At 73.2% G+C, this 21,239-nt stretch carries 18 protein-coding genes; 7 read left to right on the top strand and 11 right to left on the bottom strand.

Annotation, left to right across the window (positions count from 1 at the left end; all coding sequences use genetic code 11):
• Positions 1-35: 35 nt before the first annotated feature.
• Together ACYVK5_RS15780 and ACYVK5_RS15775 are read right to left on the bottom strand one after the other, a co-directional pair.
• Positions 36-2,342, bottom strand: a complete 2,307-nt coding sequence (locus ACYVK5_RS15780) for an ATP-dependent DNA helicase RecG (protein WP_460706652.1) — start codon at positions 2,340-2,342, stop codon at positions 36-38.
• Entirely contained in the window at positions 2,339-4,099 is a 1,761-nt protein-coding gene (locus ACYVK5_RS15775; RefSeq protein ID WP_460706650.1) for a DAK2 domain-containing protein, read from the bottom strand. The genes ACYVK5_RS15780 and ACYVK5_RS15775 overlap by 4 nt, the downstream gene beginning before the upstream one ends.
• Positions 4,100-4,471: 372 nt before the next feature.
• On the opposite strand from ACYVK5_RS15775, the gene rpmB reads away from it, so the two are divergent.
• Together rpmB and ACYVK5_RS15765 are read left to right on the top strand one after the other, a co-directional pair.
• The gene (gene rpmB, locus ACYVK5_RS15770) at positions 4,472-4,669 is read left to right on the top strand and encodes a 50S ribosomal protein L28 (protein ID WP_460706648.1); all 198 of its coding nucleotides are present in this window, start codon (positions 4,472-4,474) and stop codon (positions 4,667-4,669) included.
• Positions 4,670-4,838: 169 nt separating this feature from the next.
• The gene (locus tag ACYVK5_RS15765; RefSeq protein WP_460706646.1) at positions 4,839-5,351 is read left to right on the top strand and encodes a GNAT family N-acetyltransferase; all 513 of its coding nucleotides are present in this window, start codon (positions 4,839-4,841) and stop codon (positions 5,349-5,351) included.
• 12 nt (positions 5,352-5,363) lie between these two features.
• Here the strand turns inward: ACYVK5_RS15765 and ACYVK5_RS15760 are convergent, their stop codons facing one another.
• Both ACYVK5_RS15760 and ACYVK5_RS15755 read right to left on the bottom strand, forming a co-directional pair.
• A complete protein-coding gene (locus ACYVK5_RS15760; protein WP_460706644.1) occupies positions 5,364-6,125 on the bottom strand; it encodes a TetR/AcrR family transcriptional regulator in 762 nt (253 codons plus the stop codon).
• A gap of 5 nt (positions 6,126-6,130) precedes the next feature.
• Positions 6,131-6,613: a DUF3515 domain-containing protein gene (locus ACYVK5_RS15755; RefSeq protein ID WP_460706642.1), complete on the bottom strand. Its 483-nt coding sequence runs from the start codon at positions 6,611-6,613 to the stop codon at positions 6,131-6,133.
• Positions 6,614-6,756: 143 nt separating this feature from the next.
• Between ACYVK5_RS15755 and ACYVK5_RS15750 the strand changes: the two genes are divergently transcribed.
• The gene (locus ACYVK5_RS15750; protein WP_460706640.1) at positions 6,757-7,797 is read left to right on the top strand and encodes a thiamine-phosphate kinase; all 1,041 of its coding nucleotides are present in this window, start codon (positions 6,757-6,759) and stop codon (positions 7,795-7,797) included.
• A gap of 132 nt (positions 7,798-7,929) precedes the next feature.
• On the opposite strand, the gene ACYVK5_RS15745 is transcribed toward ACYVK5_RS15750, so the two are convergent.
• The 3 genes from ACYVK5_RS15745 to ACYVK5_RS15735 form a co-directional block, all read right to left on the bottom strand.
• On the bottom strand, positions 7,930-8,469 hold the full coding sequence (locus ACYVK5_RS15745) for a DUF6232 family protein (protein WP_460706638.1): 540 nt from the start codon (positions 8,467-8,469) through the stop codon (positions 7,930-7,932).
• Positions 8,439-9,260: an MBL fold metallo-hydrolase gene (locus tag ACYVK5_RS15740; RefSeq protein WP_460706636.1), complete on the bottom strand. Its 822-nt coding sequence runs from the start codon at positions 9,258-9,260 to the stop codon at positions 8,439-8,441. Before ACYVK5_RS15740 ends, ACYVK5_RS15745 begins: the two co-directional genes overlap by 31 nt.
• Before the next feature lie 101 nt (positions 9,261-9,361).
• A complete protein-coding gene (locus ACYVK5_RS15735; RefSeq protein WP_460706634.1) occupies positions 9,362-10,534 on the bottom strand; it encodes a D-alanine--D-alanine ligase family protein in 1,173 nt (390 codons plus the stop codon).
• A gap of 232 nt (positions 10,535-10,766) precedes the next feature.
• Here ACYVK5_RS15735 and ACYVK5_RS15730 point away from each other — a divergent pair, with 232 nt between their 5' ends.
• The 4 genes from ACYVK5_RS15730 to ACYVK5_RS15715 all read left to right on the top strand — a co-directional run bounded on the left by ACYVK5_RS15730 (position 10,767) and on the right by ACYVK5_RS15715 (position 16,263).
• Positions 10,767-12,470, top strand: a complete 1,704-nt coding sequence (locus ACYVK5_RS15730) for an aldehyde dehydrogenase family protein (RefSeq protein WP_460706632.1) — start codon at positions 10,767-10,769, stop codon at positions 12,468-12,470.
• Between the two features lie 202 nt (positions 12,471-12,672).
• Positions 12,673-14,250, top strand: a complete 1,578-nt coding sequence (locus ACYVK5_RS15725) for an AMP-binding protein (RefSeq protein ID WP_460706630.1) — start codon at positions 12,673-12,675, stop codon at positions 14,248-14,250.
• Between the two features lie 139 nt (positions 14,251-14,389).
• The gene (locus ACYVK5_RS15720) at positions 14,390-15,559 is read left to right on the top strand and encodes a trans-sulfuration enzyme family protein (protein ID WP_460706628.1); all 1,170 of its coding nucleotides are present in this window, start codon (positions 14,390-14,392) and stop codon (positions 15,557-15,559) included.
• Positions 15,556-16,263, top strand: coding sequence for an AMIN-like domain-containing (lipo)protein (locus tag ACYVK5_RS15715; RefSeq protein WP_460706626.1), 708 nt, complete (start codon positions 15,556-15,558; stop codon positions 16,261-16,263). Before ACYVK5_RS15720 ends, ACYVK5_RS15715 begins: the two co-directional genes overlap by 4 nt.
• Positions 16,264-16,406: 143 nt before the next feature.
• Here ACYVK5_RS15715 and ACYVK5_RS15710 read toward each other — a convergent pair whose 3' ends face one another.
• The 4 genes from ACYVK5_RS15710 to ACYVK5_RS15695 all read right to left on the bottom strand — a co-directional run bounded on the left by ACYVK5_RS15710 (position 16,407) and on the right by ACYVK5_RS15695 (position 21,044).
• Positions 16,407-17,417 carry an NAD(P)H-dependent glycerol-3-phosphate dehydrogenase gene (locus ACYVK5_RS15710; RefSeq protein ID WP_460706624.1) on the bottom strand — a complete coding sequence of 337 codons (1,011 nt, stop codon included), beginning with the start codon at positions 17,415-17,417 and terminating at the stop codon, positions 16,407-16,409.
• The gene (locus ACYVK5_RS15705; protein ID WP_460706622.1) at positions 17,414-18,181 is read right to left on the bottom strand and encodes a lysophospholipid acyltransferase family protein; all 768 of its coding nucleotides are present in this window, start codon (positions 18,179-18,181) and stop codon (positions 17,414-17,416) included. Before ACYVK5_RS15705 ends, ACYVK5_RS15710 begins: the two co-directional genes overlap by 4 nt.
• Before the next feature lie 220 nt (positions 18,182-18,401).
• Complete coding sequence (gene murA / locus ACYVK5_RS15700) at positions 18,402-19,718, bottom strand: UDP-N-acetylglucosamine 1-carboxyvinyltransferase (protein ID WP_460706620.1); 1,317 nt, start codon at positions 19,716-19,718, stop codon at positions 18,402-18,404.
• Positions 19,719-20,048: 330 nt separating this feature from the next.
• Positions 20,049-21,044 (bottom strand): LacI family DNA-binding transcriptional regulator, encoded by a 996-nt coding sequence (locus ACYVK5_RS15695; RefSeq protein WP_460706618.1) that lies wholly within the window; start codon positions 21,042-21,044, stop codon positions 20,049-20,051.
• Between the last annotated feature and the right edge of the window lie 195 nt (positions 21,045-21,239).

The following is a 21,239-nucleotide window of genomic DNA, read 5'->3' as shown; positions in this document are numbered from 1 at the left end:
GGGCGGGGACTCTACTCGGGTCGCTTCACCGGGGGCTACGCGCGTTCGAGGAACTCCTCCTTCTCGGCGTCGAGCTGCTCCGCGATGGCGTCGGCGAGTTCGGGGGCGTAGTGCAGGTCCGGATCGGCCGTGACGACTCCGATCGCCTCGGTGCGGGCGTGCTCGATGAGCTTGGCGTCCTTGACCACGCGCAGCAGGCGCAGGGAGCTCGATCGCCCGGACTGGGCGGCGCCGAGCACGTCTCCCTCGTTGCGCAGTTCCAGGTCGGTGTTCGCGAGCTCGAAGCCGTCCGTGGTGCGCACCATCGCCTCGAGGCGCGTGCCCGCCGTACCGCCCGGTGGCGCGTCGGAGACCAGCAGGCACAGGCCGGGGGCCGTGCCACGCCCGACGCGGCCGCGCAGCTGGTGCAGCTGGGACAGGCCGAACCTGTCGGCGTCGAGGATGACCATGACGGTCGCCTCCGGCACGTCGACGCCGACCTCGACCACCGTGGTGGACACGAGCACCGGCGTGTCGCCCGACGCGAACCGCGCCATGGCGTCGTCCTTGTCGGCGGGCGCCATCTGTCCGTGCAGGACGCCGATCTCGACGCCCGCGAGCTGATCCCGCCCGCGCAGCTCCTCGACGACCTCCAGCACGGCCCGCAGCGGCGCGGCGGCGGGCGGTTCGCCGGGATCGAGCAGGGCGCCGGGGCCACCCGCGCCGTCGCCGTCCCCGGCCGGCACGAGGTCACCCACCGGGACGGCCTCCATCCCGTCCTCGCCGCCGGCGCCGTCGTCGTCCGGACGGATCCGGGGGCACACGACGTAGGCGCGGCCGCCCCGGTCGATCTCCTCCCGCACGCGGGCCCACGTGCGGTCCATCCAGCGTTCGTTGGCTGCCGGGACGACGTGCGTGGTGACGCCCGCGCGGCCGGCGGGCACCTCGGTGAGGGACGACGTCGCCAGGTCCCCGAAGACGGTCATCGCGACCGTGCGCGGGATGGGGGTGGCGGTCATGACCAGCAGGTGCGGGGCCGCGCTCGCCTTGTCGCGCAGGCGGTCGCGCTGCTCGACGCCGAACCGGTGCTGCTCGTCCACCACGACCAGCCCGAGGTCGGCGAACTGGACGTGCTCGGACAGGAGTGCGTGCGTGCCGACGACGATCCCCGCCTCGCCGCCCGCGGCGGCCAGCAGGGCCTCCTTCTTCGCCCTGGCCCCCAGGGACCCGGTCAGCAGGGCGACCCGGGTGCCGTTCTCCGCGCCGCCCAGCATCCCGCCGTCGGCGAGCGGCCCGAGCAGGGCGCGGAGCGTGCGGACGTGCTGGGCGGCGAGCACCTCGGTGGGCGCGAGCAGGGCCGCCTGGCCGCCGGCGTCGACCACCTGGAGCATGGCGCGCAGCGCCACCACCGTCTTGCCGGACCCGACCTCGCCCTGCAGCAGGCGCTGCATCGGCCGGGCGCCGGCCAGCTCGGCGCTGATCTCGTCGCCCACGTCCCGCTGGCCGGCAGTCAGGTCGAACGGCAGCCGGGCGTCGAGGTCGGCGAGCAGACTCCTGCGCCCGGGACCGGCGCCGGCGTCGACCAGCGGGCGCGGCGTCGCGGGCCGCCCCGTGGCCAGCGCGCGCCGTTTGGCGAGTGCGGCCTGCAGCACGAACGCCTCCTCGAACCGCAGCCGGTGCTGTCCCGCGCGGACGTCGGCCATGCTGTCGGGCCGGTGCACCTTGCGCAGCGCACCGAGCCGCCCCGGGAGCCCGGCCCGCGCCCGCACCTCCAGCGGCACGGGGTCGGGGACGTCCGCGCCGGTCAGGGTGTCCAGCACCGTGCGCACGGCCTTCGCGATCTTCCAGCTCGGGACGTTCGCCACGGCCGGGTAGATCGGGATGGGACGGGCGGCCTCGGCGAGCATGTCCTCGTCCGACTCCAGGTCGTCCTCGCCCATCATCATGAACGCCGGGTGCGTGAGCTGCCGCTCGCCCCGGTACAGCCCGACCGTGCCGGTGAACAGGCCGGTGCTGCCCGCGACGAGCCGCTGCTCGTGCGCGTACAGCGAGCCGCGGTGCTTGCCGAAGAACGTCAGCGACAGGTAGTGCTTGCCGTCGGTGATGACCGCCTCCAGGAGGGCACCCCGGCGGTTGCGCATGGAACGCACCGTGGTCCGGACCACGCGCGCCATGACAGTGACGTGCTCCCCCGCCCGCAGCATGCTGATGTCGGTCAGGCGGCCCGGATCGTCATAGCGCCGCGGGTAGTGACCGATGAGGTCGCCCACCGTCTCCAGGCCGAGCTTGGACAGCGGGTTCTTGCCGCGCGCCTGGCCCAGCGCGCGCGACAGCGGCTCGTCCAGCCGGGCCCGGGAGGTCACACGCCCTCCCGCAGCGCCTCACGGCCCGCCGGTCCGTCCGGGACGGTCGTGCCCCGGGCCGGCGCGGCGCCCCGGAGCGAGGCGGTCGTGCGCCGCGCCGGCCCTGCCGAGGTGGCCGCGCACGAGGCCGGGCTCCCCCCGGGCGCGTCCGGCGCCCGTTCGCCGCCGCCGGGCGCCTCGACGCCCAGCTGCACGGTGTCGCCCGGGCGGCCCGTCGGCAGCGTGACCAGTTCCGCGGCGGGCGCCACCCGGGCGAGCACCGCCGCGAGCTCGTCGGCCACGTGGGTGGCGTCGTCGTCCAGGAGCGCCGTGACGACCTCGGGCGGCCCGGCCTCCTCGGCCGGGTGGGACTCCCCGGCCTGCCCCGCCAGTTCCGCGAGCGCCGTCGCCGCCTCCGGGGCCGGGACGGGGCCGGTCACGCGCAGGCCGTCCAGCGCGGCGCGGGCCGCGTCCCGCGGCGTGGCGGCGCCGGGTGCGGTGCCGAGGGCCGCGAGCGCCACGACCACGTGCACGTCGGTGGGCGCGTCCAGCGCGACGATCTCGTCGAGGTCGCCGTGGTTCGGCCCGGTGCGGGGATCTGCGCCGTCCGGTCCGGGCCGGGGGTGGTCGCCGAGCACCAGGGCGCGGCGTGCGCCGGTGGACGCCGCGGCGCGCTGCACGTCGTCGGAGGTGACGGCGTCGACCGTGGCGCCGAACCCGCCCGTGAGCAGCACGACCGCTCCGGCGTGCGCGAGGTCGGCGGCGAGGGCCGGTGCGGTGGTGACGGCGACGACGCCCCACTCCTGCGGGTCGGCCGCTTCGAGGTGGCGCACGTGCACCTGGGCGAGCGTGCCGGCGCCGGTGATCCCGGCGGCGACGGCGAGCGCGTCGGGCAGCCGGTCGGTGTGCACGTGCGCCTGCCAGACGGCCGTGTCTCCTCCGGTGTCGCCGCCGACCACGACGACGGAGTCACCGACCTCCTCGAGCCGGGACCGCAGGCGGGGTGCGACGTGCTCCGCTCCGGCGGCGCGCCGGGTGAGGACGAACATGAGCTCGAGCCCGCCCAGGTCCGTGTGGGCGTGGTCGTGGGAGGCGGCCGGTTCCGGCAGGACGAAGGCCGCGCCGCGCCGCGGCTGGACGATCAGGTCGAGGCTCACGGGTTCCATCGTGCCCGGGCTGTCTGACACCGCTGCCGCGACGAGCGCGCCGAGCACGAGGACCAGGCCGCACGCTCCGGCGTCGAGCACGCCGGCGGCGGCGAGGACGGGGTGCTCGGTCATGCTGGTCCGGGCCGCCTCGCGGGCCGCGCCGACGGCGGCGCGGGCCACCGCGCCGGGGCCTCCCCCGGCGTCCTCGGCGGCGCGGCCCGCGGTCGCGGCGGCGTCGGCGGTGGTCGGCACGGTCCCGTCGGCGGGCCTGGCGACCGCCGCGCGCGCGGACCGTGCCGCCTCCTCGAGGATCGTGGCGGCGGTGGTGCCCCGGCGGGCCTCGAGCGCCGTGCCGCGCAGCCACTCGGAGAGGATGACGCCGGAGTTGCCGCGTGCGCCGAGCAGCGCGGCGCGGGCCGCGGTGGCGAGCAGGTCGACGCCGGTCGCGTCGTCGGGTGCCGCGCGGACGGCCCGGTCACCCTCGCGGATCGTGAGGTACATGTTCGTGCCGGTGTCGGCGTCGGCCACGGGGAACACGTTGACCCGGTCCAGGGCGGCTCGTTCGCGCCGCAGCGCGTCGGTCGCGCCACGGACCCATCTGCGCACGAGACCCGCGTCGATCTCCGTCACCGCTGCCCCCCGTCGGTTCGATCCGCTGCGCTCATCCGCCGTCTCCTCACGTCCCGCTCCGGTGACGTCCCGTCCCCGTCCGTCCGCCTCGCCCTGCACGGGTGGTCGACGGCGCCCCGGTCGGCATCCACCGTACCGGCGTGCCCGCCCTTGGTGCGGCGTTACCCACAGGCGGATGTGACGCATCCCCGGTGGCGGGACGCCGGTACGGTTTGAGTGCCGAAGTGCGGATCGGGTACGCTCTTGTGGTTGTCCGACGGCGTTCCGCGGGTCCGAAGTACCGGACCGGTGGCCGGAGGGCAGATCTCTTTCACCGACCACTCACCACGTCCTGCTCGTGTGCACGGACGTGCACGACACTCAGGAGACTCCGTGGCTGCCAACTGCGACGTCTGCGGCAAGGGCCCGGGCTTCGGGCACAACGTCTCGCACTCCCACGTGCGGACCAAGCGCCGCTGGAACCCGAACATCCAGCGCGTGCGCGCCGTGGTGAACGGCGCCCCGAAGCGCGTCAACGCCTGCACCTCGTGCCTCAAGGCCGGCAAGGTGCAGCGCCGCGTCTCGGCCTGACGCCCAGCGTCTGTTCCGAGCGACGCCCGCCCGTGGTTCCGACTGCGGACGGGCGTCGTCGTCCGTGCCGGAGTGTGTCACGGGTCCGCATAGGCTTTGCGTGAACGCTGCCCCGCTTGTTGCACGGCGTTTGTTGCACGCACGATCCCGACGGTGAAAAGGTGAGGTCATGGCGGCTCAGCTCGACGAGGTGTCCATCCGTCCCGCGAGGGCCGAGGACGCCGACGACATCGCCCGCGTCGATATCGCATCGTGGCGTGGCGCGTACTCGGAGATGCTCCCCGGTTCCTACCTGTCCTCGCTCGACGCGGAGGAACGCGCGGCCCTGTGGCGTGACGCGGTCGCCGCCGAGGGCACCCGCATCCTGGTCGCGGAGACCAGCGGGGGCACGGTCGGGTTCACGAGCGTGGGGCCGTCGCGCGACGAGGACGCCGAGGACGGCGATCTCGAGATCTATGCCATCTACCTGCACCCCAAGGCATGGGGCAGCGGCGTGGCCCGGGACCTGATGCGCCAGGTGCTCGGCGACGTCCCCGACGGCGCGTCGGTGACCTTGTGGATCCTCGCGGAGAACGAGCGCGCCCAGCACTTCTACCGCCGGCACGGGTTCGCGCCCGACGGCACCGAGCGCATCGACGAGATCGGCGGCAAGCCGATGACCCAGCTGCGCTACCGCCGCTGAACCGGCCGGCGCTCAGGCCAGCCCGGACACCGGGACGACGCGGTCGCTCGGCTCCAGGCCGAACAGCCCCAGCACCTGGGTCATCATGTCGTCGAACAGCTCGTCGAAGTCGCCGTAGGCGAACGACAGGTGCCCGAAGGCAGCCATGCACGTCACGCCGAAGAAGCTCCGCCAGGCCACGATCCACAGGTAGCCGAGACCCAGCGGCGCGTCCATGCCGGGCGCGATCGTGCGGGAGTGCTCGATGACCTGGCCACGCAGCCCTTCGGGGACTTCGTCGTCGTGCGGCAGCCAGGGCGCCGCCGTCGACCGCTCGAGATGCATGGCGAACGCCGGGACGTACGCGCCGCCGATGATCGCGGCGATGTCGCGGTCGGTCTGCTCGGCGCCTTCCCGGACCTCGTGGAAGTCCGGCCCCATGAGCAGCGAGAACTCACCCGGGTACGCGATGGACCAGGAGAACACCGTGTGGGTGAGGGCGTAGAGCTGCGCGCTCACGTCGTCGGCGGGCTGCCTGTCCCGCGCCACGATCATCCGCGCGGCCAGGCGCTCGGTGACCGTGTGGTGCACGGCCCGCAGCAGTTCGACGCGACCGCCGGGGAAGTACCGGTAGAGGGCGGGCGAGGTGAACTTGAGCGCCTTCGCCACCGCGGCGATCGTGACGTTGCGGGTACCGCCCGAATCGACCATGATCTGGCGGGCTGCCTTGACGGCCTGGCGTCGCGCCTCGGCATGGCGTCCGCTCAGGACGCGGGTGTCAGTCGTGGTGTTCATGGTGCTCACTGACATGTCCTCTCTGGTTCGACCAGCGACACAGCACCGGCGAGATCGATGACGAACGACGACGTGTGGTCCTCCATGACCGCGGGCGGTACCACGACCTCGACCGCCGGATCGCGGCCGTAGGTGACGAACGACCAGGTGCCCTCGTCGTCGGTGGCCACGATCCAGTCGACCGTCGTTCCGTTTGCGCTCTCCACGCTCTGGCACTGCGCCGACGGGCCGGGGGGCTCCACGCCGCACCGCAGGGTCACGGCGGCGCCAGGCTCTCCCCAGGCCGCGGTGGCCTGCGAGTTCGTGTCGGCCCGGGGCAGATCCTCGGCCAGTTCCTCCGGCAGGGCCAGGACCACCGACGCGCACTGGGGGTCGGCCGCGTCCGGTGCGGCGGACACGCCGATCGTCGGGGCGCAGGCGGCGGTGGCGACCACGGCGACCGTCGCGGGAAACGCCGCGATCAGTGGTGCCTTTCGGCGTGGATTCACGCGGCCACCGTACCTGGTTCCCGGGATCCAGGCCGGGAGGAGGGAGATCGCGGCCCCGGCGCGTCCGCTCTCCGAACATTTCCTGCACCTCCGGGCGAGATACCTGGTCAGCGCGCCGCTCCCCGTTATATAGGGTGGTCCTCGTGACCGAGCGGGTGCGTGACGTGAACGAGGACGAGCTGCTGCGGCGCATCTTCCCTCTCCTGCCCGTGGGCGGATCGACGCAGGTCGGGCCAGGTGACGACGCCGCGATCGTGGCCGCGTCCGACGGGCGCTTCCTCGTCTCCTCCGACGTCCTCGTCGAGGACCGGCACTTCCGGACCCGCTGGTCGTCCGGGTCCGACGTCGGATACCGGGCCGCCGCACAGAACTTCGCCGACATCGCGGCCATGGGCGGGCGTCCGACGGCGCTCGTCATCTCCCTCGTCATCCCCGGCGACACGCCGGTGGACTGGGTCGAGGACCTCGCCCGGGGACTCGCCGAGGCGTGCAAGCCGGTGCGCGCGGGCGTCGTCGGCGGCGACCTGGCGAGCGGCGAGACGATCGTCGTGAACGTGACCGTGCACGGGACGCTGGACTGGCGCCAGCCCGTGCTGCGGGCCGGCGCCAAGCCGGGCGACATCGTCGCGTACGCGGGCACGCGCGGCTGGTCGGCCGCGGGGCTGGCGCTGCTCGAGTCCGGGCTGATCCGCCCTTCGCATCAGCACCCCCTCGTCAAGGCCTACCTGCGCCCCGAGCCGCCGCTGGAGGCGGGACGGCACGCCGCACGCGCGGGCGCCACCGCGATGCTCGACGTGTCGGACGGCCTGCTGCGCGACGCCGGACGGATCGCGCTGGCGTCCGACGTGCGGCTGGACCTGGACGAGGCCGCGTTCGGCGACGACCGGCGTGCCCTGTCCGACGCCGCCCTCGTCGTCGCCCAGTCGGCCCTGCGTGCGGGCGGCGCCGGTGACCTGGTCGGCGACATCGGCCAGGCGGAGGCCGCGAACCGTCTCCTGAACCAGTGGATCTGGTCCGGGGGCGAGGACCACGGCCTGCTCGCGACGTTCCCGGAGGACGCCCGGCTGCCGGAAGGGTGGACCAGGATCGGCAAGGTTCTCCCGCCGGGCAAGGCCGCACCGCGCGTCACGATCGGCGGACGCCGGCCGGCCGTGGCGGCGGGGTGGGACCACTTCGAGGGGTAGTCGGGGCGCACGGTCGCCATGTGACCTGCGGGCGGGCGATGTAGATCCGAGCTGTCGGCCCATCGCCGGGTCAGGTGTTCCCGCAGGTCGCGGGAGATCGCCACGGCACGGGCCTGCGCCGCACGGTCCACCTCACCGCACCACGTCCACCTTGTCCGGCGCGCCGCCCAGGTCGCAGAAGTCCTGGGCGTTCTTGAGCAGCTTCATCTCCTCGGAGAACGTGTGCTCCTTGTCGTGGTGTCCCCGGCCGACGGCCTCGCGCAGCCGCTCCAGCTCGCCGTCCTTGTTGTGGGAGAAGACCCGCACCACGTAGCCCGTGCTGGACTCGATCTCCAGGCAGGCGAACGGCGGGCAGGGCGCGCCGCGCATGCCGTAGGCGAGGAGCGCGGCCGCCGCGACCGCGAGGAGCGCCGGCCCCACCCAGAACAGCGGCTCGAGCACGCCGAACAGCACGAAGCACGCCCAGGCCAGCGCGAACAGCAGGACGACTCCCGCCGCCTGCCCGGGCCAGCCGCCCGGCATCCGGCGGCGCGGCTTCCCGATCTGATGGATCCTCGCCCGCTCCAGGTTCCCGAGGGGGAACATGATCCCGCTGACGGTGAGGATGCCGCGGTCGACCCGCGGCGTCCAGGTGGTCTCCGTCAACCCTTCGAGCTTCCAGAACGCTGCCACGGTCCCGCCTTTCTCCCTCCGTGGCGCAGGCTCGCGCCCACGCCGTCCGCTCGCCATCTCGCGATCCGCGTCGCCTCGCCCATCGAGCCCCGCCAGACCGGACCGTGCCCCGGGAGCACGACGTCGGCGTCCAGTCCGGCCAGCACGTCGAGCGACGCGTCCGCGGCGGCCGGATCGTGGGCGAAGAACCCCGGGGCCAGTTGCGGCCCGGTCAGCCGGACCAGCGGGTGGGCGGTGATCAGGGCGTCGCCCGTGGCCAGCAAGCCGCCGGGCAGCATGTAGGACGTCGACCCGGGGGTGTGACCGGGTGTCGCCACCGGTACGGGCCCGCCAGGGAGGTCGAGCGGCTCCCAGGAGTCGCCGTCGGGCAGCGGGATGGTGCCGGGCAGCGGGCGGCGTCCGAACGCCCCGGCCCGCGCCACGTCGAGGGCCCACCGGAGGGCGCCGGGCTCGCGGAACCGCCGCACGACGTCGAACGTCCCCGGCCGCTCGAGCTCACCGCTCGCGGCACGCTCGGCGTCGGCCGCGGCCAGGTGCACGGGCGTGCCGTACTCGCGGCGGAAGTGCTGCGCGCCGCCGATGTGGTCGGCGTGGGCGTGGGTGATCACTATCGCCCGGACGTCCCGCGGGTCGCACCCGATCGCCACCACCGACGCGACGACGGCGGCCGTGTCACCGGTCCAGCCCGCGTCGATCAGGGTCAGATGCCTGCCCTCGCGCAGCAGGTACCAGTTGACGTGCGTGCCGGTGCAGCGGAACACGTCCGGCGCGACCCGGCTGACCACGACCATCCCGGACCCCCTTGACCTGCGATGACATCCTCAGTAAGGGTGCCATCCAGGCAATCAGGAGTAAAGGATGAATCCGGAGATCGTCCCCAGGAGTGCGCAGGTCACCGCAGGCCGACCGGGCGCTCGAGCGCGAGCTGGATCAGCTCGTCGATGAGCTCCGGGTACGGGACGCCGGACGCGTCCCACATGCGCGGGTACATGGAGAAGGGCGTGAAGCCCGGCATGGTGTTGATCTCGTTGACGACGACGCGCTCGTCCGGGCCGACGAACACGTCGACCCGCGACAGCCCCTCCGCGCCGACCGCCTCGAAGGTCCGGATCGCGATCTCCTGGACCTCCTTGATCACGTGATCGGGGAGGTTCGCCGGGCAGGACAGCTCGACGTCGGCCTCCGCCAGGTACTTGGCCTCGAAGTCGTAGAAGTCGTGGTCGCCGGCCGTCACCTCGATCTCGCCCGGCAGCGACGCGCGGGGGCGAGCCCCGCCGCGGCCGCCCAGCACCGCGCACTCGATCTCCCGCCCGTCGAGGCCGGCCTCGACGATCACCTTCGGGTCGTGCTCGGCCGCGGCGCGCACGGCCGCGTCCATCTCGTCGAGGGAGTCCACGCGAGAGACGCCGAGCGAGGAGCCGGCCCGCGCCGGCTTCACGAACAACGGCAGGCCGAGCCCCGCCGCCTCGGACAGGACCTCGTCCCGGCGCGTGTCCCACTCCCCCGGGCGGATCACGGTGTACGGGCCGATCGGCAGGCCGTGGCCGGCGAACACCATCTTCATGAAGTGCTTGTCCATGCCGACCGCGGAAGCCAGGACTCCGGAGCCGACGTACCGCACGTCGGCCAGCTCCAGAAGGCCCTGGACCGTGCCGTCCTCGCCGTACGGCCCGTGCAGCAGGGGGAAGACGACGTCGACCTCGCCGAGCACGGACGGCACCTGGCCCGCCTCGATCACGCGCACGTCGCGGGACCCGGCCCGCAGCGGCAGCACCACCTCGCCGGAAGCGGCGGGCACCTCGGGGACGCGGCCGTCGGCGATGGTCCAGCGGCCGGCGTCGTCGTCGGCCACCACCCACTGCCCGTCGCGGGTGATGCCGACGGGCACCACATCGTACTTGTCCCGGTCGATGGCGCCCAGAACGCCGCCCGCGGTGGCGACGGAGATCCCGTGCTCGCCCGAGCGCCCGCCGAACAGGATCACGACCCGCGGCTTGCGGCCGGGATCGGGCGTGGCCGCCGCGGAATCGGGCGTGGACGGCTGGGAATCGGTGCTGTTCGACATCGGCCCCGACACTACCGGACGACGGGTCGACCGCAGGCCGTGAGGGCGGCACGCCGGGCCCGGCGGTGACGTGGTGGCCCCGGGCGCCTGCACGGTCGGCCTCGGCCCGCACCGTCGACCTCGGCGCACGCACCACCGACCCTGGCGCAGGCGCCATGGAACAGGGCACAATCACCGGAGGCGAGCAATTGACTCCAGTTACAACTAGCAGCAGTCGAAGGAGACCGCAGCGATGGCCGTGACCGACGCACCCCCCGCCCGACCCGAGCTCGACCAGGCGCTGCGTGAGCTCCGCGCGGGCGCCGCCCGCTGGGCCGGCCTCCCCGTCCCGGACCGCGCGCAGGTCTTCCGCGAGGTGTTCGACGCCGTCGCCTGCGTCGCGCGGGAGTGGGCCGAGACGGCCGCGCGGGCCAAGAACATCCCCGACGGCTCGCGGCTGGCCGGCGAGGAATGGATGAGCGGCCCGTACGCCGCGCTCGAGTCGTCGGCCGCCTACGCCCGCGCGTACGAGGCGATCGCCCGCGGCAAGTCCCCAGCCGACGGCCTCCCAGCGCGCCCCGCGCCCGGCGGCCGCACGGCCGTCCGGGTGCTGCCACGGAACGCCCAGCAGCGGGTCCTGTTCCACGGCTTCTCCGCCGAGGTCTGGATGCCGCCCGGCGTCTCGGCCGAGCAGGTGCGCCGCGAGGCCGGGCTCGACGCCGGAACGGTGGGCACGAGCGGCGGCGTCGGCCTCGTGCTCGGCGCGGGGAACATCTCGTCGATCGCCCCGCTCGACGCGTTCTACGAGCTCGTCGCGCACAATCGCACGTCGCTCGTAAAGCTCAACCCGACCTTCGCGGACCTGTTCGGCGTCTACGAGAAAGCGCTCGCACCGCTGATCCGCATCGGCGCGGTCCGCGTCGTGAACGGCGACGGCACCGTCGGCGCCTACCTGACCGGGCACGACGGCGTGGACAAGGTGCACATCACCGGCTCCCGGGCCACCCACGACACGATCGTCTGGGGACGCGGCCCCGAGGCGGACCGCCGCCGCGCCGAGCACGACCCGCGCCTCGCCGTCCCCATCACGAGCGAGCTCGGCGGCGTCTCGCCGATCATCGTCGTCCCCGGCCGGTGGTCCGACGCCGACCTGCGGTTCCAGGCCGAGCACGTCGCCACGATGCGGCTGCACAACGCGGGACACAACTGCATCGCCGGGCAGATGGTGGTGCTCGGCGCCGACTGGCCGCAGCGGGACGCCTTCCTCGCCGAACTGCGCCGCGCGTTCGAACGGCTTCCCGCGCGCGAGCCCTGGTACCCCGGATCGGGCGACCGCCTGCGGGACGCCGTGGCCGCCCACCCGGGCGCGGAGACGATCAACGGTCGCGTGCTGCTGGAGTCCACGAGCGACGACGACCCGGCGTGCGACACGGAGTACTTCGCACCCGTGCTCGCCTGGAAGCAGGTCCCCGGGACCGGGACGGAGTTCCTGCGCGCGGCGGTGGCCTTCGCCAACGACCGTCTCGACGGCACGCTGGGCGCGAACGTCGTCGTCGACCCGGCCGCCCGGAAGGCGATGGGCGCGGGGTTCGACGACGCGCTCGCCGGCCTGCACTACGGCACGATCGCCGTCAACGCCTGGACCGCCGTCGGCTTCCTGCTGGCGGGGGCCACATGGGGCGCGTTCCCCGGCAGCACGATCGAGGACGTCGGCAGCGGGGTCGGCGTCGTGCACAACGGCCACCTGCTGACCGGGCCGGAGCGCACCGTCGTGACCGGGCCGTTCCGCGACTTCCCGCGGTCCGTGCTGAGCGGCGAGTTCTCGCTCTTCCCGAAACCGCCGTGGTTCGCCGGCGCCCGCACCGCGGCGACGACGGGCGAGCGCCTGACGCGGTACGCGGCGGCGCCGAGCTGGGCGCGGCTCCTCGCGGTGCTGATCCCGGCGTTCCGCGCCTGACCGAACCGGCGCCCCCACATGTCGAGCGGTCGGTCCGTTGTCCGTGCGGTCGGCCCCTCGGGGGACCGATTTCGCGACATCGGACCGACCTTCCTCGACAGCGGGCCGCCACCGGGGATGTTCTCCCGGGGAGGCGCGTGATGGAATCGAAGACCCAGGTCCGGGGCGACGGCGCCCCGGACGGACGACAAGGAGCGCACCCGTGGTCATCAGGTCCGTGTTCGACGACGTCGACATCCCCGACTCGAGCGTCTACGACTTCCTCTTCGCCGGGCTCGGCGACGACGATCGGGCGAGAACCGCGATCATCGACGGCCCGAGCGGCGTGGGCACGACCTACGGCGAGCTCGTCGCGCGGATCGACGCGGCCGCGGGCGGGTTCGCGGCGCGGGGGCTCGCGGTCGGGGACGTCGTGGCCCTGCACTGCCCGAACACGCCCGCGTTCGCGATCGTCTTCCACGGCCTGCTGCGCCTGGGCGTCACCGTCACCACGGTGAACGCGCTCGCCAACCACCTGGAGATGGCCAAGCAGCTCATCGACTCGGACGCGAAGGCGCTGATCACCGTGTCGCCGCTGCTGCCCGCGGCCGCGGCCGGCGCGGAGATCGCAGGGCTGGCGGCGTCCGACGTCGTCGTGCTCGACGGCGCCGACGGGTACGACTCGCTCGCCGACGTGCTCACCCAGACCGGCCCGGTGCCGGACGTGTCGTTCGACCCGGCCACGCACCTCGCCGTGCTCCCCTATTCCTCGGGCACGACGGGCCGGCCCAAGGGTGTCATGCTCACGCACCGCAACCTCGTCGCCAACGTGGTCCAGAACAACGGCCTGGGCCTGCGCAGCGACGACGTCGTCCCCGCGGTGCTGCCGTTCTTCCACATCTACGGCATGACGGTGCTGCTGAACCTGGCCCTGCACACGCGCGCGACGCTCGTCACGCTGCCGCGCTTCGACCTGGAGCAGTACCTCGGCGTGATCGCCGAGCACCGGGCGACGTACCTGTTCGTCGCGCCGCCGATCGCGCTGGCGCTGGCCAAGCACCCTCTCGTGGACACGGTCGACATGAGCTCGGTGCGGGCGATGCTGTCGGGCGCCGCGCCGTTCGACGAGAAGCTCGGGGCCGCGGTGTCCTCCCGGCTGCCCGGCTGCCGCGTGCTGCAGGGCTACGGCATGAGCGAGATGAGCCCTGTCTCCCACGTGATCCCGATCGACCGGGAGGACATCTCGCCCGGCTCGATCGGCTTGCTCATCCCGAACATGACCGCGAAGATCGTCGACCCCGCCACCGGCGAGGAGATCGGGCAGCCGGGCGTTGGTGTCTCCGCACCGGGCGAGCTCCTGTGCCAGGGCCCGAACATCATGGTGGGCTACCTCGGCGACGAGGCGGCGACCGCCGCCACGATCGAGCCCGACGGCTTCCTGCACACCGGCGACATCGTCGCCGTCGACGCCGACGGCGCGTTCTACGTGGTGGACCGCCTCAAGGAGCTCATCAAGTACAAGGGCTACCAGGTGCCGCCGGCCGAGCTGGAGGCACTCCTGATCGCGCACGAGGAGATCGCGGACGCCGCGGTCATCGGCGTGCCGGACGACGAGGTGGGCGAGCTGCCGAAGGCGTTCGTGGTGCGGACGCCGGGCTCGGAGCTCACGGGCGAGGACGTCAAGAGCTACGTCGCGGAGCACGTCGCCCCGTACAAGAAGGTGCGCCTGGTGGAGTTCATCGAGGCGGTCCCGAAGTCGGCGTCGGGCAAGATCCTGCGCAAGGACCTGCGCACGGGGTGAGGCCGACGGCGGTCGCCGCGGGCCGGGGACGTTGCCGACCACAGCGGTGGCGTCCGACGGCGGTCGTGGCGGGCCGGGCGCGACGGTGGCCGTCGCCATGGTCGGGGGTGCCGCGCGGCCGCCGTCGTACGCTCACGGCATGATCGATCAGCACCGCCCCGGCCTGTCCCCCGCCACCCTCGCCGTGCACGCCGGACGGCCGGAGCCCCGGCAGGGCGGCGCCGTCAACCCGCCGATCCCGCTGAACAGCACCTACGTCTCCCAGGGCGAGGTCCCGCCGGGCGAGCTCGCGTACGCACGGGCCGACACCGACGCGTGGCACGCGTTCGAGGAGGCGCTGGCCGCGCTGGAGGAGGCGGGCGAGCGCGGGATCGTGTTCTCCTCCGGGATGGCCGCGATCGCGGCGGTGCTGTCCCTCGTGCCCGACGGCGGGACGCTGGTGCTGCCCCGCCACGCCTACCAGACCACGAGCGGGTTCGCCGACGACCTGGCGGCACGGCACGGTGTCACGGTGCGGCGGGTCGACATCGCGGACACCGCCACCGTGGCCGCCACCCTGGACGGCGCCGACCTGCTGCTGATCGAGTCGCCGACGAACCCGATGCTGGAGGTCGCCGACCTCCCGGCGCTGCTGGCGGCGGCACGGGAACGCGGTGTGCGCACGGCGGTGGACAACACGTTCGCCACGCCGCTCGGGCAGCGTCCGCTCGGGCTCGGGGCGGACCTCGTGCTGCACTCGGTGTCGAAGTACCTCGCGGGGCACTCGGACGTGATCCTGGGCGCCGTGCTCACGAGCGACGCCGCTCTCGCCGAACGGGTCCGCGGCCACCGCACGCTGCACGGGGCGATCGCCGGACCGTTCGAGGTGTGGCTCGCACTCCGTGGCCTGCGCACCCTCCCGCTGCGGTTCGAGCGGGCCTGCGCGAACGCGGCCGAGCTCGCCCGGCGCCTCGCCGCACACCCGGGCGTGGCGGAGGTGCGGCACCCGTCGCTGCCGGGTGATCCGGGGCACGAACGTGCGGCCGCCCAGATGGGCACGTTCGGAGCGGTCATCGGCATGCGGCCGGTGCCGGATCCCGGTCACGGGCCCGGCGCCACGGCGGACGCCGTCGTCGCCCGGTGCGGGCTCTGGGTCCCGGGCACGTCGCTCGGCGGGGTCGAGTCGCTGATCGAGCGGCGACGGCGGTGGGGCACGGAGTCGGGGACGGTGCCCGAGGACCTGCTGCGCCTGAGCGTGGGCGTCGAGGACGTCGAGGATCTGTGGGCCGACCTGGACAGGGCGCTGCGGCCCGATACGCTGCGGGTATGAGCCTGCGACGAAGCCTCGCGACCGCCTTCGTCCTGCCCGCGGTCCTGGCCCTCGTGGCGGCTGGCTGCACCTCCGACGGCGAGGAGCCGGCCGGCACGCCGTCGGAGTCGAGCACGGCGGGCGGCGGCACCGGCGCGCCGTCCGACGGCAGTGAGCACGCCGACGACGACGGCGATGGATCCGACGGTGACGGCAGTGCGGACGGCGACGACGGGGACGGGGAGGACGGGGACGCTGGGGACGCGGCGCCTTTCCCCGCGGACACCCGTCCCGACCTGGCCGAGCCGACCAGCGGAGGCGGCGACACCTTCCTCACCGTCACCGACATCCGGACGGGCGTCCACCCCGGGTTCGACCGCGTCGTGTTCGACCTGGACGGCACGGGTTCCGGTACGCCCGGATGGGACGTCCGCTACGTCCCCGAGGCGCGCGACGACGGCAGCGGCCACCTCGTGGACGTCGCGGGGGACGCGATCCTCGAGGTGAGGATCTCGGGAACTGCGGCGCCCACGGACTCCGGCGTCCCCGGCGCCGACCGCACGCCGATCCGCCCGGCGGACGCGGAGGCTGTGGAGGAGGTCCTGTACCGCACCTGGTTCGAGGGCTACAGCACGGCGTTCGTCGGCGTCGACGAGGCCGAGCGCCCCTTCCGCGTCTTCCTGCTGACGGACCCGGTCCGGGTGGTCCTGGACGTCCAGCACTAGTCGGCAGGATGTCGTGTGGTCGGTCGGATGTCGGATGATCGGTCCCCCGAGCGGCCGATCATCCGACATCCGACCGACCACACGACGTCGAGCCGACCACGTCGGGTCGACCAGGGCGTCCGGCCGGGTGCGCCGTGGGACGGTCAGACGCTTTCCGACTTGAGGGGGCGGGAGAGCAGGGCGACAGCGAGGTCGTCGATGGGGAGCTTGCCCTCGATCACGCCGACGACGCCCTCCGTGATCGGCATGTCCACGCCGTGGGTGCGGGCGAGGTCGAGGACCGACGTGGAGGACTTGACCCCTTCGGCCGTGCCGCCCGTGGCCTTGATCGCCTCGTCCAGGGACATCCCCTGCCCGAGGTGCTTGCCCAGCGTGTGGTTCCGGCTCAGCGGGGACGCGCAGGTCGCGACCAGGTCGCCCATGCCCGCCAGGCCGGAGAACGTCTCCGGCCGCGCGCCGAGCACCGTCCCCAGGCGGGTGATCTCCACGAGCCCGCGGGTGATCAGCGTGGCCGTGGTGTTCCAGCCGAATCCACGCCCCTGGGCCATGCCGACCGCGAGCGCGATCACGTTCTTCACCGCGCCGCACAGTTCCACGCCCACGACGTCGTCGTTCGTGTAGGGGCGGAAGTACGGGGCGGAGCACGCGTCGGCGACGAACCGGGCGGTCGCCTCGTCGGTCGCGGCCACGACGCTGGCGGCGACCTGGCGCTCGGCGATCTCGCGTGCCAGGTTCGGGCCGGAGACCACGGCGACGCGGCCCGCGGGGATGTCGAGCGCCTCGGCGACGACCTCGCTCATCCGCTTGTCGGTGGCGAGCTCGACACCCTTCATCAGGGACACGACCACGGCGTCGGGCGCGAGCAGGTCCTTCATCGGTTCGAGCGTGGTGCGCGCCACCTGGGACGGGATGGCCGCCACCACGATGGCGGCGCCCGCGAGCGCCTCGGCGGCGTCGGTGGTGCCGCGCATCGGCGGCAGCGTGACGCCGGGCAGTCGCTTGGGGTTCGCGTGGTCCTCGGTCACGGAGCGCGCCACCTCGGGGTCGCGGCCCCAGAGCACGACGTCGCATCCGGCGTCGGTCAGCACCATCGCGAACGCGGTGCCCCAGGCACCCGAGCCGAGGACGGCGACGCGCGTCGGCTTGCCGGTCACGGGCGCTCCACCGGCGGGTAGTCGGTCTGCTTGGCCTTGTATTCGGGGTGTCTGCGCAGGTCGAAGCGGTGCTTCGGGGCTTCCTCGCCGCGGATCCCGGCGAGCTGGGACGTGATGGCGTCCATGACCCGTTCCGTCGCCTCGGTCAGGACCGTGCTGTCGAGGGGCTTGTCGTAGAGGTCGGAGAGGTCCACGGGTTCGCCAACCGAGATGACGACCTTCTTCCGGGGGAACGGGCTGGGGATGCGGCCGTACCTGGGGAGTGTCTTGTGGGCGCCCCACTGGGCGATCGGGATCACGGGCAGCTTCGAGGCGAGCGCCATGCGTGCCATGCCGGTCTTGGCGACCATCGGCCACAGGTCGGGGTCCCGGGTGAGAGTGCCCTCCGGGAGGATGACGACGGCGGCGCCGTCCCCGAGCAGTTTGCCGGCGTCGGCGAGGGACTGCGCGGAGGACTTGGTGCCGCGGTCCACCGGGATCATGTTCGTCCACTTGAGCGCGAACCCGACCGGTGAGTCGAACAGGGCGCGCTTGGCGAGGATCCGGGGTTCGTAGCCGCTGTCGTAGAGGAAGTGCGCCAGGGGCAGGGGGTCGATCTCGGTGACGTGGTTGGCCGCCGCGATGAACCCGCCCTTCCTCGGGAGGTTTTCCTGCCCTCGCCAGTCGTACTTCCACAGGCTGAAGCCGAGGTGTCGCACGCAGAAGGCGACGAAACGGTACGCGCGGGTCTGCGGCGGACGGGATTGCGGACGAGCGTTGGGCACGGCGAAACAATACCTGCCAGGGCTCCGCTGCAGGGCCGCGCCCGATCCCCCGCGCTCAGGTCCTCAGGCGTGAGGTGGCCGGCCCGGCGCGTAGCCCACCACTTCGGCGGTTCTGCTTCGTTCCGGGGTGGTGGGCTGCGCGCCGGACCCACGACCCCCGGCGTGGGTGGCAGAGGCTTGAGGGCGTGGGTCCTCGTGGAGTGGGGGCGCTCGGCGCCGTTCAGTCGCGGGAGACGTCGGCGCCCAGGGCGACGAGCTTGTCCTGGAAGTTCTCGTAGCCGCGGTCGATGAGGCGGATGCCGCGGACCGTCGACTGGCCCTTCGCGGCGAGGGCCGCGATGAGGTGGCTGAACCCGCCGCGCAGGTCCGGCACCTCGATGTCCGCCGCGGCGAGCGGCGTCGGGCCGGAGACGACGGCGGAGTGGTGGAAGTTCCGCGCGCCGAACCGGCACGCTCCGCCGCCCAGGCATTCCTTGTAGACCTGGATGGTGGCGCCCATCTTCCGCACGGCCTCGGTGAAGCCGAAGCGGTTCTCGTAGACGGTCTCGTGCACGATCGACAGGCCCTTGGCCTGGGTGAGTGCGACGACGAGCGGCTGCTGCCAGTCCGTCATGAAGCCGGGGTGCACGTCGGTCTCCAGCACGATCGACTTCAGGTCACCGCCCGGGTGCCAGAACCGGATGCCGTCGTCCTGCACCTCGAACCGGCCGCCGACCTTCCGGAACGTGTTCAGGAACGTCATCATCTCCGGCTGCGTCGCGCCCTTGACGGTGATGTCGCCGCCGGTCGCGAGCGCCGCGGAGGCCCACGACGCCGCCTCGATGCGGTCCGACAGGGCCGTGTGGTTGTACCCCTCGAGCCGGTCGACGCCCTCGATGCGGATGACGCGGTCGGTGTCGACCGAGATGATGGCGCCCATCTTCTGCAGCACGGCGATGAGGTCCATGATCTCGGGCTCGATCGCGGCGCCGGACAGTTCGGTGATGCCCTCGGCGCGGACCGCCGTGAGGAGCAGTTGCTCCGTGGCGCCGACGCTCGGGTACGGGAGCGAGATCTTGGTGCCCTGCAGGCGGCGGGGGGCGCGCAGGTGGATGCCGCCCGCGCGCTTGTCGACGACGGCGCCGAACTGGCGCAGGATGTCCAGGTGGTAGTCGATCGGCCGGTCGCCGATGCGGCAGCCGCCCAGGTCGGGGATGAAAGCCTCGCCGAGCCGGTGCAGGAGCGGCCCGCAGAACAGGATCGGGATGCGGCTGGCACCGGCGTGCGCGTCGATGTCGGCGACGTGCGCGGACTCGACGTTCGAGGGATCGAGATCGAGGATGCCCGCGTCGGGGTCGTATTTCACGGCCACGCCGTGCAGTTCGAGGAGCCCGGAGACCACCTTGACGTCACGGATCTGCGGCACGTTGCGCAGCACGCTCGGGGTCTCGCCCAGCAGCGAGGCGACCATGGACTTCGAGACGAAGTTCTTGGCGCCGCGCACCGTGATGGAACCGTTCAGCGGGTTCCCGCCGTTCACGTAGAGAAGGTCGTTCATGTCCTCGTCGTCGCCTTGTCGTCGATGGGCAGTCGATGGCCGGTCGTCCGGCGGACCCGGCCGGTACCGCGGGACAAGTCGTCGCCGGGGCCGTGCGCCCCGACGATCCTGCCCCCACGGACACGAGCGTGCCAACACGCTCCGCGTCGAGAGTATTCACGTTCACTACACCTTCACCCGCCGCGCACGGTGGCGCGCGCGGACACGCCGCGGAGCACGTTCCGCGGATCAGCGGGTGAACCATTCGTGATCTATATCACTTTTCAGTAGGCGCGCGGGATCGTCTCCGGCGTCTGGACCTCCGGCGGGGGAGGGCGCCCCGCCGGAGGCTCAGCCGCGGGTGGTGCCACGGGAGATGAGGGTCACGTCGCTCACGACGTGTTCCGGTTCGGCCGTCCTGTCCTTCAGCTGGCGGTTCAGGAGCCGCAGGGCCTCGGCCACCGTCGTCGAGTGGTCGGGGTCGATCGTCGTCAGGCCCGGCACGAGGTGCTCGGAGATGCCGAGGTTGTCGAATCCGGCGAGCTGGACGTCGTCGGGGACCCGTCGCCCGGCGTCGTGCAGGCCCGCGAGCGCGCCGATCGCCACCTCGTCCGTGACGGCGAAGACGCCGTCGATCTCCAGCCCGCCGGCGACCGCCGCGGCGATCGCGCCGCGCGCCTCGGCGATCGAGTAGGTGCGCAGCGGGATCACGAGCCCGGGGTCGGGACGCAGGCCGGCCGCCTCGAGGGCCTCGGACCAGCCCTCCGCGCGGCACGTCGCCATCTCCGGGCGGGGTGCGGACAGCTTGCCGCCCAGCACCGCGATGCGGCGGGCACCGCAGTCGATCAGGTGCCCGGTGGCGAGCCGCGCCCCGGCGGCGTTGCTCATCCGGATGCGGTGGTACCGGTCGGGCACGGCCTGCTCGCCGAGGAGGACGATCGGCACGTCGGGATGGATCCGGTCGAGGTCGGCCATGTCGAGTCCCACGGCGCTCAGCAGCACGCCGTCGTACTGCTGGAGCCTGGCGAGCGAGAGCGCGGAGAGCTCCCGCTCGCGGCTCGCGCCCGACTGCTCGACGACGAGGTGCATGCCCTCCGGCGCCAGCGCCTCGGAGATCCGGGAGGCCAGCTCGCCGTAGTAGTGCAGGTCGAAGCCCGGCACGATGAGGCCGATCGTTCCCGTGCGACCCGACCTCAGGCGCCGGGCGGTCAGGTTGATCTCGTACCCGAGCTCGTCGATGACCTCGAGGACGCGCAGCCGCGTGTCCGCCCCCACGTTCGACCGCCCGTTGAGCACGTTCGACACCGTCATCACCGAGACACCGGCCGCCCGTGCCACGTCGCTCATCGTGACCATCCGTCTCCTCTCCACGACGGCTCACTCTGCCAGCCCGGACACCGCATCGCGCACCCGGCACCGCCGTCGGTCACGAAACGGTGACGATCGGCGGGCCGCGACTTGACGACGCACGGCACCGGGTGATCAACTCCTGCCACGGAGTTTAACGATAAACACCGCGAACATCGTGGTTCGAGGACGGCA

It is taken from the genome of Myceligenerans halotolerans, from assembly GCF_054782975.1.
This window is presented reverse-complemented; position numbering and strand designations above follow the sequence as displayed.

Excerpts from the sequence above, each read along its gene's own strand:
- ACYVK5_RS15765 (WP_460706646.1), top strand. The coding sequence starts at position 4,839 with ATGGCGGCTCAGCTCGACGAGGTGTCCATCCGTCCCGCGAGGGCCGAG.
- ACYVK5_RS15760 (WP_460706644.1), bottom strand. The coding sequence starts at position 6,125 with ATGAACACCACGACTGACACCCGCGTCCTGAGCGGACGCCATGCCGAG.
- ACYVK5_RS15740 (WP_460706636.1), bottom strand. The coding sequence starts at position 9,260 with ATGGTCGTGGTCAGCCGGGTCGCGCCGGACGTGTTCCGCTGCACCGGC.
- ACYVK5_RS15735 (WP_460706634.1), bottom strand. The coding sequence starts at position 10,534 with ATGTCGAACAGCACCGATTCCCAGCCGTCCACGCCCGATTCCGCGGCG.
- ACYVK5_RS15730 (WP_460706632.1), top strand. The coding sequence starts at position 10,767 with ATGGCCGTGACCGACGCACCCCCCGCCCGACCCGAGCTCGACCAGGCG.
- ACYVK5_RS15720 (WP_460706628.1), top strand. The coding sequence starts at position 14,390 with ATGATCGATCAGCACCGCCCCGGCCTGTCCCCCGCCACCCTCGCCGTG.
- ACYVK5_RS15715 (WP_460706626.1), top strand. The coding sequence starts at position 15,556 with ATGAGCCTGCGACGAAGCCTCGCGACCGCCTTCGTCCTGCCCGCGGTC.
- murA (WP_460706620.1), bottom strand. The coding sequence starts at position 19,718 with ATGAACGACCTTCTCTACGTGAACGGCGGGAACCCGCTGAACGGTTCC.
- ACYVK5_RS15695 (WP_460706618.1), bottom strand. The coding sequence starts at position 21,044 with ATGAGCGACGTGGCACGGGCGGCCGGTGTCTCGGTGATGACGGTGTCG.